Origin of the sequence: Deinococcus metalli (assembly GCF_014201805.1) — a bacterium.
Classification (GTDB): Bacteria; Deinococcota; Deinococci; order Deinococcales; family Deinococcaceae; genus Deinococcus; species Deinococcus metalli.
The window spans coordinates 242,815-255,440 of record NZ_JACHFK010000005.1 but is presented as its reverse complement, the minus strand read 5'-3'; the positions used below and the strand labels follow the sequence as shown (position 1 = coordinate 255,440).

Sequence of the window (12,626 nt, the reverse complement as noted above, 5' to 3'; positions counted from 1 at the left end):
GGCCGGAGCGTTCAGAAGCGCGTGACGACCGGCGGCGTACCGTGACCGGGTGAGCGCCGCCGCGTCCCCGTCCGCGTTGCCCCTGGCCCGCCCGGTGCCGGGGGGACTGCTGTGGCTGGCGCTGCTCCTGACCGGCCTGCTGCACGGCACGCTGATGCTCTCGCGGGCGTTTCTGAACTCCGACGGAGCGGGCACGCTGCTGTTCATGGCGTCCGCGTACCGGCAGCACCCCTTCGATCCGTGGGAGCCGCGCTGGTACGTGGGCATGCCCCTGACCGGCCTGCCGCCGCTGGCGCCGCAACTGCTCGCCGCGCTGGAGCATGCCCTCACGCCCACCGGAGCGTACGGTGTGCTCCAGCTGCTCTCGGCGCTGCTGCTGGTCGTGGGCATCTACCGCTCGTCCCGCGCGCTGGGCGTGCCGGCCGACGCGTCGGGGCTGGCGGCCGTCCTGGCGGGGATCGCGGCGCCCGTCGCGGCGCAGCTGAGCGTGTTCGGGCACCTGGACGCCGTGTTGGGTGCCGCCCTGACCATGAGTGCTGTGCCGGCGCTGCGCGCCGCGCTGGACGGCACCGGGACGCGCCGGGCGTGGTGGGCGTCGGGCTTCACGCTGCTGGCGGCGGGTCTGGCGTGCCCGGGGGCGGCACTGCCGCTGGGCCTGCTGATCGTGCTGGCGCTCGCGGCGCTGGACCCGCACGGTCGTCGGCGGACCGTACGGACGGTGGGGCTGGCCGCGCTGTGCGCCGTGCCGGGCGTGCTGATGCTGGCAGTCACGGCCGCGTGGACCGGGCCGGCGGGCGTGACCCTGCGCGCCCCGAGCGTGCCGGCGGCCGAGGGGCGGGACGTGCTGGTCACGCTGCTGGTTCCGCTGGCGGGCGTGCTGTGGGCACTGCCGGGCCTGTGGCGGCGCGCGCGGCCCGGCCGGCCGCTGGACGGCGCGGTCGCCCTGACGCGGGCGGGCGCGGGCCTCGCAGGGATCTCGGCGCTGGCCGTCCTGGGCGCCGCCGCCGGGCACCCGGCGCTGGTCGCCACGCCGCCCGAGACGCTGCTGTTCTTCGGGCTGCTGCTGTGCCTGCCGCTGGCGGGCGCGGTGGGGCTGGGCCTGCGGATCGGTGCGCCCGGCCGGGCGCGCGCAGGCCTGATGGCGCTGGTCGTGGGCACGGCGCTGTTCTCGGTGGGCGTGCACTCGCTGGGCACGCGGCGCCCGCTGGAACCCGCACGGATCGACATGCAGCCGATCCTGAACTTCATCGAGAAGGACGAGCACTGGCGCTACCGCTTCCTGACCGTGGGCTTCGGCCGGCAACTGGCGCTGATGTCCGCGCAGACGCGGGCGGGCACGCCGTCGGGCCTGCTGCACCTGCCACCGGAACTGCCGGGCCTCACGGCGCGCACCCGGGGCCTCGCAGCGCTGCCGGAGCGCGCGGACCTGCCGAACCTGGGGCCGCTCGCGGCGCTGCTCACCCACCCGGAGCGCACCCACCTGAAATTCGTGTACGCGAAGTCCACGCTGCTCGACCCGCTGCTGCATTTCTCCGGCTTTCACCCCATCGGCGCGGTCGAGAACGGCGTGATGGTCTGGGAGCGCGAGGACATCCCCCCGGTGCCGGCCCGCCCGGCGCGCGGGACGCTGCCCTTCCCGCTGGGCGTGCTGTGGGGCTCCGTCCCGGGTCTGGCGCTGGTGCTGGGTCTCGGCATGCTCGCGTGGACCGGACCGGGCCGGACCCGCGCCGCGCGGCCGGTCCTGGTGGTGGCCGAGGCACACCGGCCGGTGGCGCTGCTGGTGCTGGGCGTGGGGGCCGTGCTGGCCGGCACGGCGCTGCGGGCGCGGGTGGTGCCCGGGCAGGTGGCGATGGCCGCGGTGGTCGCCGGGGCGCGGCAGGTGCCGGCCGGCGGGGGCCTGCGCGGCGAGTACGCGCGGCTCGACCGCGTGCGGGCACGGGCCCGGGTGGGCGACGCGCTGCCGGTGCCGGTCGCCCAGCGCTGGTGGACACCGCTGGGCTACTGGTTTGACGTCACCGACACGACCCTGACGCCCACGGCGCTGGGCTGGAGCGCGACCACGCCGGCGCCCACGACGGCCTTGCCCCCGCCAGTGGCGGACACCCAGCCGACCGTCGCCTTCTACCGCAGTCCGCGCCGGCTGACCACCGACACCACGTCTGCCGCGGACGTCCTGGACCGGCCGGTCCTGCAGGTGCTCGCCACGCGCCTGAGCCGCACGGCAGACGGCGGCCTGACGGTGGTGGGCGAACTGCGCAACGTGGACGCCCGCCCGGCCGACACGACCGTCACCGTGATCATGCGCGGCCCGGACGGCACGCCGCTGGTCCGCGAGAACGCGGGCCGCCTGACCCTGCACAAGCTGCGGCCCGGCGAGCGCACGCCCTTCCGGGTGGACATCCTGCCCCCGGCACCCGGTCAGGACGTGTTGCCGCCGGGCACCCCGCTGGACCGGCTGGGCGTGGAGGTCGCGGCGCGGGCCGTGGTGACCGGCCGCGAGCAGGACCGGCCCCTGATGGCGCGCAGCCGCGTCCGCCACGGGCAGGTGGAGGTGATCGTCACCAATGTTGGGACGCGCACGGTGGGCGTGCCGCAGGCGCTGGTCACGCTGCTGGACGCGCGCGGCGCCGCGTGGGTGCACGAGGCGATCGGCCTGCGCGAGCTGCCGCCCGGGGGCACATGGGCGTTTCGCGTGCCCGCCACACCCCCGGCGGGCACGCGGGTGCTGGGCACGGTGCCGGCGCAGCCGTCGGCCGCGGCGCCCCCGGCCGGTCCGGTGCCCGGCACGTTCGCGCGGCCGGGCGGCGCGTACCGCATCACCCTGAACGCCTTCATCCCGGAGCCGCACCCGTGAGGAGCGCGCTGATCGTCGTGCTGGGCGCGCTGCTGACGGCGTGCGGCCGGCCCGGCGCCGCCATCCCGGCGCCGCACGTGGACGTGGGCACCACCGACACGGCCACGACCTTCCTGGTGAGCGCCCCGGGCCTGCCGGCCGGCGTGCCGATCACGGTGACGCTGTTCACGCCGGCCGGCACCCGGCGCGTGCAGGGCCGCAGCGGGCCGGGCAGCGCGCAGCTCACCGTCTCGTACGCCCGCGCCGGCCTCACGCCGTACCGGGTGCAGGTGGGACCGCGCGCCGTGACCGGCGAACTGCGGCGGGTGCCGGGACCGCCGGTGACGCCGCTGCAGCTCAAGATCGGGGCGCGCGCCGTGCGGGTCACGTGGCCCCGTCCACCCGCGCTGGTGCTGCACCCGCTGGACGCCCAGGGCAACGTGGCCGCGCTGCTCGTCACGGTCCGCTCCACCCGGCCGGACGGGACAGTCGTGACGGCCCACATGACGCCCCGGCACCTGTACGCTTGGACGTGGCTGCCCACCGGGCACGTGCCGGGCCTGATGCACGTCGTCGCCACGACCGGCCACGCGGCGGGCGAGGTCGGGGACGTGGACGTGCTGCCCGGCCCTCCGGCCCGCGCTCAGTGGACCGCCGCGCGGCGTGTGGACGCCCTGGCCGACCGCGCCGGCAACCGCGTGGGCGACGGCGAGGCACTCAGCGTGCAGGGCACGCGGGACGGCTGGAACGTGACGCTGCCCGTGACCCCCGTGAACGCCCGCGCCGCGCTGCGTGCCGACGTGCCGGGCGGCACCCTCACCGCCGAGGGCTGGGCGACCACCCGGACGCCTGCGAACAGCAGATAGCCCCCCTGCGCCATCAAGATGACGCCCGGCCCGCCGCGCGCCCCTGCCGTACCCTGGGGGCATGACTGCCCCGGATGCCCTGCCCGCCTTCCTGCCCCTGACACCCCGCTACTACCCGCGCGTGTGGGGCGGCGACCTGCTCGCGCCGCCCGCCGCCGACGGCACCCCCATCGGCGAGGCGTGGATCGCGGACGGTCAGAGCGTCGTGGCGTCGGGGCCGCTGGCCGGGCAGAGTGTCGCCCAGATCATGGCCGCCCACCCGGATGCGCTGCTGGGGGATGGCCTGGACGCCTCGGCGGGCTTCCCGCTGCTGATCAAGCTGCTCGACTGCCGCGACTGGCTGAGCGTGCAGGTCCACCCGAACGACGAACAGGCGCGCGAGATGGTCGGACCGGGCGAGCGCGGCAAGACCGAGGCGTGGCACATCCTGCGGGCCGCGCCGGACGCCGAGCTGCTGGCGGGCGTGGTACCGGGCACCGCACCGGACGCGCTGGCCGCCGCGATCCGCCACGGGCACGACATCCTGGACCTCAGCCAGCGGCGACAGGTCGTGGCGGGCGACACCATCTTCATCCCGGCGGGCACGCTGCACGCGCTGGGGCCGGGGCTGCTGCTGTACGAGGTGCAGCAGGCGTCGGACACCACCTACCGCGTGTACGACTGGGACCGGCCCGCCAGCGCCGGACGCAAGCTGCACCTCGAGGAGTCCGTGCGCGTGACTGACCCGCACGCCCAGGGCGACTTCCGCGCGGCGCACGACACGCTGGGCCTGGGCGAACTGGTGAGCTGCGAGTACTTCACGCTGCGCGGCGTGCCGGGCGAGCAGGCCCAGGACACGGCGGGCCGAGTTCAGATCGTCACGACTGTCGAGGGCACCCTGACGCTGGAGGCCGGTCTGAACTCGCTGGAGCTGCCGCAGTACGCGACCGCCGTGGTGCCGGCGAGCACGGGGCTGTACCACCTGAACGGCGAGGGCCGCGCCCTGGTCGCGCGCCCGGGCTGACGGACGAAACGAACGCCCCGGACATCATTCCCGGGGCATTCGTTCTGTGCTGGACGACGAGATCAGCGGCGGCCGCGTCCCCCGCGGCCACGCGCGGGCTGCGGGCCGACGCGCCCGGCCCCGGTGCCCGCCGGAGCCCCGGCGCCGCGCTGGCCCTGGCCGCCGGACTGACCGCGCCGCTCGCCGCCCTCGCTTCTGCCGGACGCCGATCCGCCGCCGGACCGTCCCGCTCCCTGAATCTGCGGGCCCTGGGGACGCGCGCCGCCCTGCCCGTGACCACTGCCCTGCCCGCGCGGCTGGTGCCCGCCGCCCTGCCGGCCCCCGCCGCTGCCCTGGCCCTGTTTCTCCTGGATGCTGCGGTCGATCTGCGTTTCCTCGCGGCTCAGGGGCGGGTGCAGGGCCTCGGGCAGGCCGCGGCGCACCGTCTGCCACAGCCCGCGCTGTTCGGGAATCAGCAGCACGAGGTTCACGCCGGGCCGCCCGGCGCGCGCGGTGCGGCCGGAACGGTGCACGTGGTCCTCGGACGTGGACGCGATGTCCATGTGGATCACCAGCCGCACCTCCGGCAGGTCGATGCCGCGCCCGGCGATGTCGGTGGCGACCAGCACGCGCGACTTGCCCTCACGCAGCAGCGTCATGGTGTGCTCGCGCTTCTTCTGGTCCATGTTGCCCTGCAGGGGGCTGACGATTTCGCCGGGCATCAGCTCGTTCAGGCGCTCGGCGCGGCGTTTGACCAGGGCCTTGGTGCGGCAGAAGATCACCACGCAGCCGCCCGGCGCGCGCAGCGCGTCGCGGGCGTGGGTCGCGGCCACATTCAGCACGTCGTCGCGGGTGGTGTTCAGCAGCAGGTGCGTGGCGCCGGTCGCGCCGCCCATGATGTCGGCGCTATTGGCGTCAGCATCGGCGTGCCGCGCGGGCGCGATGTCGATGCGCTCAGGCCGCACCATGAAGCGCTCGGCCACCGCACGGATCTCGGCGGGGAACGTCGCGGAGGCCATGGCGAGTTGCAGGTGCACGCCGCCGTGCCCGGAGCCGGTCTGCGTCTGGGCGGCGCGCAGGATGTCGCCCACGTCGCGCAGGAAGCCCAGCGACAGCAGCTCGTCGGCCTCGTCCAGCACCACGTAGCGCAGCCCCGCGAGGCTGAGTTCGCCCCGGGTGATCAGGTCTTTGAGGCGCCCCGGCGTGCCCGCGATCAGGCCCTTGCCGGTCGCCTCGGTGCGCGTCTGACCGGGCGTGATGCCGCCCGTGATGCGCCCGGCGGTCATGCCCAGTTCGCGGGCCACGTCGCGGATCTGCACGGCCAGTTCGCGTGTGGGCGTCACGACCAGCACCTCGGGGCGCATGCCGCGCACCGGGCGCATCCCGATACCGCGCGCGGCGGCCGGGATCAGGAAGGCCAGCGTCTTGCCGCTGCCGGTGCGGGCGGTGGTGATCACGTCGCGGCCGGCCAGCAGGGCGGGAATCGCGCCCTCCTGCACGGGCGTGGGGGTACGGTCGCCCAGCATGGCGCGCCAGTCGCGCACGGCCGGGGTCTGGTCGGGGGTAGAAGTGGAGCGGGAGGGGGTTCGGGTTGAAGTCATGGACATCCTGTGTGACGCCCGCAGGGGCGGGCCGCGGGCGGCGGCATTCGGTGAGAGGGAACGGGACTGACCGGCGGCTCCGGTATGGAGCGGCGGCAATCCAGCATTCCGGCAGGGCCCTGCGGCGACCTGCCACGCTGCTCCATCATGCCCCAGATCGGGCGTCGGGAACTGTTCCGCCGTGCGTGACGACCCGGCGGACTCACCCCGCGACCATTGACCGCGGTGGAACTGGCCGCTACCGGGCGAAGACAGGGGCTCCAGGGGCCAAGGCGACCGCCATCAGTGGGCGGCGCAGCCCACCCTCGTGCCGGCCGTGCTGGCCAGCAGATTCACTCCGTTCCAGCGCAGATCATGAATGGTGCAAGCCAGGTCAACGGCCTGGAAACTCAGGGTCAGTGTTCCGGGCGCGCCGTCCCAGCGCCCGGTGAGCTGCACGTCCTCTCCGACGGGTAGACCCTCGAAGTACTGGGCCGGCGGACACGTGCGGGCGATGGCGGTCGCGGTCACGTCCGGGGCGAACGCCTGAAGTGGGCCGTCCGCCACCTGCAGGCCGACCGCAAACGGCGGCGTGGACACCTGCACGCGCGCCGACGCGCGGAACACGTCCAGCCGCAGCGTGACACTCCACGGTCCGGGCCGCACGGGTCCCAGCGTGATCTCCAGGGGTGGCGGAGGTGCGCTGGCCCCCCGGCGCAGCACGTCCAGTCGCCCGCCCTGCGCGCACAGGCGGTAGCCGTTGGGCGTCCAGACTTCGCGCCGCTCCGCGTCGACAGCGGGGTCCCGGCCGGGCGGCAGCACCCGGTGTGGGTGGACACGCTGCCAGCTGACGGCGCGCGTGGCCGGCAGGGCGGCGTGCGCCCGCGCAATCAGGTCGGGGTCCTGAACGCGGCCGGCATAGTACAGGGCCATGCCGGGCCGCGTTTCCAGGAGCAGCCTGGCCAGGTCCTCCCGGACACCCTGCCGTTCGGCTGGAGACAGGGCGCCGGCCAGCGCCACCCGCTCGACCTCACTGCGGAACACCAGCCGGGAGTCGGCGTCATCGTGTGTGCCCTCCAACTCGGGGAACCGGAGCTGCTCGCGCGGAGCCGCGTGCGTCAGGATGCCCAGGGCCAGGGCCGCGTGGACGGTCGCTGCGGCGTCCTCGCCCAGCAGGCCCACGGCCACAGGCAGCGTGAACTGGTCCTGCACCTGCGCCAACATCGAGAGCCGGCGGCGCAGGCCGGGGTCGAGGTGCCCGTACTGTGCCCGGATGCGGGTGCTGAGGTTCTGCGGCACCCGGGGCGTGAGTGTGGGAGCGTCCAGCAGCGCGTCCACGTAGGGCACCCAGCCCTCGCTGAGCTGCGCGATCTGGCTCGCATGGCTGCGCAGGACCGTGGGCTGATCATGAGGATGCCGGGCGCGCAGGTGCGCGTAGACGCTGGCGGTCGACAGGGGCGGCAGGGTCAACTGGTGCACGCGGGTCCAGTCGGTGTGGGCCAGCGGCGCGCCATGCAGGGCAGTGGCAGCGGTGGGCGAGGCGACCAGCATGAGCGGAACGCGCAGGTTCATCAGAAGGCTCAGCATGCGGCCCAACCACTGCGGCATCTCGTAGAGGTCATGCAGCGCGAGCAGCACCGGCTGAGGCTGGTGGGACAGCAGCGTGGCGAGGCGCATCATGTTCTGCGCGCTGGTGGACGCCGTGATGGCCTCCTCCAGGGTGGCGCGTTCCGCACCCGGAAGGGGAGCGATCAAGTGACGCAGGACGGCATGCAGAAGGTCGTCCTCGCTGGAGGTGAACTGCAGCTGAACCGCGTGCCACCCAGCCAGGGCCGCGGTCGCCGTGACCAGCGTGCGCGCACTCCCGTGCTGGCCCCATACCAGCACGCATTGCGGTTCAAGCAGCGCACAGCCCAGCAGCGCTCGGAATGTACCCGTCTGCAGAGGCCAGTCGTTGGAGGCGACGGTGGCCGGCGGCGGCTCGCTGGGCGGCGCGGTCCCGAGTTCCAGGCCGAGCGCAGCCGCACGCGCGTAGATGGCGGCGGACGCCTCGGCCTGTCCCTGGCGGCGCAGACGCGCGGCAGTCACCGAAGACCGCCGCTCCACCTTCCGAACGATCTGGTCACGCTGATGGTCCAACCACGTCCGGAACACGCCCGAACCCAGATCATCCAGGCCGGACAGGGGCGTATCGTGGAGCTGGGCGAGCCAGGTGGGAACGTCGTTCCCCTGCACCTGCGCGCCGGCAGCGTCCCACTGGTCCAGATCCGTGGGCAAACGGAGGTCCAGAATGGCCTGCCTGGCTGGGAACAGCTCGACGCCCTGCTGGCGCAGCCGGGTGAGTTCCACGCGCAGATTCAGCAGGGCTTTGGCGTTCTCCCACAGCAGTCCGGCCAGATGATCCCTGTGGTGCGGCGCGGCGTCGAGCGTCAGGTAGGTGATCAGGGCCAGCGCCTTGCGGGACAGGGGCACCACGACATCGTCCTTGGTGAGGTGCACGTGTCCCAGAAGGTTGAGTCTGAACATCGGTCGCCACCTGCTGGGAAAGGAGGAAGGAGCTGTGAATCGACACACTTCGACGGCCGAGCCGACAGGGGCGGCGCGCCGCCCCCGGTCATCCAGGACGTGCGCGCTGCCGACCGGACTGTCGGGTCGCTGTGCTCTGCATTGTGGGAAAAGGGTGTGCAGGCGGTGATTCTTGCCTACATGACGACAATATCACCGCCCCAATGTCCCGACCAGCTCAGATGACACCCGAACCTGCCATCCGCTGTCGGGTCATAGAAGATGAATGTCATATGAGTGAACGAATTATGACTCCGGGGTCACGAACGCCGTTCTGCTCTCTGTCATTCGGGAGCGGCACCAGAGATGCGTGCCATCCGACGTGCCGGACCACTGGCGGCCGACGCCTTTCTACACGACATTTTCAGCGGCGCAACAACCACGCTCGATCATAGGGTGACGACTGAAGGAACGCGGCTGCCCTGCCGCACCGCATTCGTCCGCGCTGGAGGACAGGTAACCGTCTGTTACTGAACGGCTGGATGAGAACCCTTGCTCGCGGCGATCTGGGTCACGGCCGACCGATCACCACGTAGGTGGCCTGCGCTACCTGCCGGTCTCCGACCATCAAGGCCAGCGTGTGCTCTCCAGGCTGCGTGCTGGCCTGAACGTCTGCGAAGTAGCTCTGATCGCTGTCCGCCGTCAACAGGACCGTCCGGCCGTCTTCATCCCGCAGCGTTACCCGGCCGGACGCGCCGTAGACCGTGGCGCGGACCTGCACCACCTGGCTCGGCAGGGCGTTGAAGGGCCGCAGGGTCAGGTCGGTGGCCTTCAGCGTCGGATCGACCCGCAGCAGCGCCCGCTCCGACGTGCCGCTGTTCCCCTTCCACGCCGTGACCTGTACTTCCAGTGGTCCCTGCTGGTCGGCCGGAACAGTCAGCATGCCGCGCCACTCACTGCTGCCCTCTGAGCGCTTCAGTTCGAGCCCGGGGTCGTCCAGCGTGACCCGCTCGGCGTCCGGCGTGACGCTCACCACCACGGGCACCTGCACGCCCGGCGGCACGGACGTGTCCGGCAGGGACAGCGCGACCTCCAGTCCAGTGGTGTCCAGTGTCTGGTCGTCCAACAGCGCCCGCGCGACCAGGTCCGTGGTGAGCAGCGCATGCGTGCCGTCGAGCTGCACCGCGGCCGGCTCCGGCAGGGCGTAGTATGCGGCGTCCGGCAGCGGCGTGACCGTGTACGCCCCGAAGCCCAGGCCACTCAGGCGGTAGCGGCCTTCCCCATCCGTGACGACCGATTGCCCCCCGGAGGGTCCAGTGATGGTGATCGGCACGCCAGCCAGGGGCTGCCCGCCGTCATCACGCAGCTGGCCTTGCAGGACGCCGGTCTGCTGCACCGGCACCAGCACCTGAACGGTGCCCTTCAGGGGAACGGTTACGGGCTTCAGGGCGGCCAGGGTGTACTGGGCGTCCACACCGTCGCCGAGTTGCACGCTGTACTCGCCGGGACGCACCTGCGCCTGCGCCCGGCCCTGCGCGTCGGTGGTGACCTCGCAGGGGCCCACGTTCAGGCGGATGGCGGCCGGCTCCTCACCCGCGTCGCGCGTGCCGTTGCGGTTGGTGTCCAGGAAGGCCAAAATCTCGGCCGTGCCGGCGTTTCGCCCCCCAAAGGCGCGCACCACAGCGTCCGGGGTATTCAGCGCGCCGCCCGGCGAGAAGGCCGCTCCCAGCGCCACCCGGGTATCGGTGCCGCTGCGCTGGGCGCTGAGCGTCACGCGGACGGTCTCACTGACGTTCACCCCCAGCGCCGCGCCGTACAGGAAGGCGCCCGTCACGCCCGGCGCGTCGCTGTCGGTGTACCCGCCGATCAGCGCAGCGTTCCAGCGGTCGGTGGCGTACCCCACGCTGCCCTTCACCTCGCGGGCCAGTCCCGTCGCCGTGCGGCTGAGCTTGAGATCCACGCCGACCTGCGCGCCCATGGTCGGCAGGTAGGCCGCGCTGCCAGTGAGGGTGTACCCGTCGCCCTGCACCTGCGCGCCACCCGCGACCCGGAACGCTCCGCGGGTGTACCCGGCCCCGGCGCCATACACCACGGCGCCCTCCCGGTACCCGAGCAGGCCACGCAGCACGTACTCGCCCGCGCCAGCCGGAACGGTCGCCGTGAGCTGCGCGTCCGCTCCCGGCGTGCCCGCCCGGTACGTGGCCTGGGTGTTCAGGTGCAGCGTCGTGCGGCCCACCAGCCACGTCTTGGCCGCCGCCACGCGGCTGCTGAAACCGTCGCTGCCGTAGCCCGCCTGCACGGACGTCACGAAGGAGTCGTCCGGGGTGTAGGTGACCTGCCCGCCCAGCGCATAGGTCGTCACGCCCTGCACGTTGTTCACGGTCGCCGCCGCGCTCACGCCGAACGGCGCGACCTGCCTGGAAGTGACCTTCACATTCAGCGCCTGGGCACCCGACAGGTTGTCGTAGCTGTAGGTCTGCCGGGCAATCAGGGCGCGGTTCTCGTATCCCAGGCCCTGGGTGATCAGCGTGCCCCAGCGGTCGTCGCGGCGCACCGCGTACACGCCAGCCGACGGAGCGAAGGCGCCCAGCGGCCGCTGCCAGCTGACCCCGAAGGCCGTGGTGTGCTCTGCGCCGAACGTCTGCGCGGCCGTGACGCTCACGCCCGACGTGTGTGTGACCCCGCCGCCGACCACATACACGGCGGAGTCGCCGGGTGTAACGGGCGCCTGGCGGCTGGCGTTCACGCCGAAGGTGTAGTCGCCGCGGGTGTAGTTCACGCCCAGCCCCACCCCGGAGAGCGAGTCCTGGGTGTTCAGGGTGACGCTGGTTCCCGCCCACTGCACCTGGGCGCTCCCCGTGTCATGCAGGGTGCCGTCCATCCGGCGCGTCACCCCATAGGCAGCCGATCCCGTCGCGTAATCGCTGAGCGCCCCACCGACCGACGCCGACACGCCACCGCCCCAGTACCACGGGCCGCTGCCGGTCGCCGTCCCGGCCGCGTCAGCTGGACCGCCGGGAAGCCCCGGCAGGGTCGGCGTAGCCGATGGCGGCTCCCCGGACGACCCAGGAGCCGGGTCTGCGGTCGAGGCCAGTGGCGCCGCACTGGACTGATAGGTCACCACCGGCGAGACATTGACCTGCCACGTGAGCTGCGGTCCGCTGCCGGCCGCCGCGTATCCCACATCCAGTGCCAGGATCGCCTCCTGCCGCAGGTCCGGCGCGGCGCTGCTCACAGCGCTCAGCGTCACGCTGTCCGCATTGCCCTGTCCCTGCTGCACATACGCAACGTGTACCGTGCCCGACTCGCCGGGCTTCAGGGTGAGCCGCTGCGTACTGAGGGTGGCGTTTCCCTCGACCTTCAGGGCCAGGATGTCCGGAGCATTGCCGGTATTCGTGACCTGCGCCGTGAAGGTGCGGTGTTCGCCGGGCCGCACTCGCGCGGAGGAGGGAAAGTCCAGCGCAAACGCCGGACGCGCCGGGATCGTCACCCGGGCGTTCACATCCAGCGTGTGGGCATCCTCGCTCTTCAGGCGGAAGGCCAGCTCCTGCGCGCCGGCCACGGCGTCTTCAGGGACGTACACGCTCAGCAGTGCAGGCGCGCCACCTCCGAGCTGAACGCTGTCCGACAGCAGGGTCCAGCCGGGCGGCAACGCCGCCTCGACCGTGTACAGGCCACTGGTCGCGCCGCCGACCTTCACAGGCAGCGACACGAAACCGCCGGGCTGCACCTCGGTCTGTTCCGCTGACGCGCTGGCCACCTGCGCCGCACTCCAGTTGCCCGGCAGACCGGCCACGCCCAGCAGCAGGCCGGTGGCCAGCACCCGACCCGGGCTCAGCACACGCGGCGACGGAGGCATC

Annotated in this window: 6 protein-coding genes; 3 read left to right on the top strand and 3 right to left on the bottom strand. The window is 73.1% G+C overall.

Annotated elements, in window-relative coordinates:
• Window positions 1-49: 49 nt before the first annotated feature.
• The 3 genes from HNQ07_RS24380 to HNQ07_RS11895 all read left to right on the top strand — a co-directional run bounded on the left by HNQ07_RS24380 (window position 50) and on the right by HNQ07_RS11895 (window position 4,702).
• Window positions 50-2,854: an FxLYD domain-containing protein gene (locus HNQ07_RS24380; RefSeq protein WP_184112015.1), complete on the top strand. Its 2,805-nt coding sequence runs from the start codon at window positions 50-52 to the stop codon at window positions 2,852-2,854.
• A complete protein-coding gene (locus HNQ07_RS11900; protein ID WP_184112013.1) occupies window positions 2,851-3,699 on the top strand; it encodes a hypothetical protein in 849 nt (282 codons plus the stop codon). Before HNQ07_RS24380 ends, HNQ07_RS11900 begins: the two co-directional genes overlap by 4 nt.
• Window positions 3,700-3,760: 61 nt before the next feature.
• Window positions 3,761-4,702: a type I phosphomannose isomerase catalytic subunit gene (locus tag HNQ07_RS11895; protein ID WP_184112011.1), complete on the top strand. Its 942-nt coding sequence runs from the start codon at window positions 3,761-3,763 to the stop codon at window positions 4,700-4,702.
• 62 nt (window positions 4,703-4,764) lie between these two features.
• Here the strand turns inward: HNQ07_RS11895 and HNQ07_RS11890 are convergent, their stop codons facing one another.
• From HNQ07_RS11890 to HNQ07_RS11880, 3 genes are all read right to left on the bottom strand, one after another.
• A complete protein-coding gene (locus tag HNQ07_RS11890; protein WP_184112009.1) occupies window positions 4,765-6,282 on the bottom strand; it encodes a DEAD/DEAH box helicase in 1,518 nt (505 codons plus the stop codon).
• Window positions 6,283-6,564: 282 nt separating this feature from the next.
• Window positions 6,565-8,787 (bottom strand): AfsR/SARP family transcriptional regulator, encoded by a 2,223-nt coding sequence (locus tag HNQ07_RS11885; RefSeq protein WP_184112007.1) that lies wholly within the window; start codon window positions 8,785-8,787, stop codon window positions 6,565-6,567.
• A gap of 550 nt (window positions 8,788-9,337) precedes the next feature.
• The gene (locus HNQ07_RS11880; protein WP_184112005.1) at window positions 9,338-12,625 is read right to left on the bottom strand and encodes a carboxypeptidase regulatory-like domain-containing protein; all 3,288 of its coding nucleotides are present in this window, start codon (window positions 12,623-12,625) and stop codon (window positions 9,338-9,340) included.
• Window position 12,626: the final 1 nt, after the last annotated feature.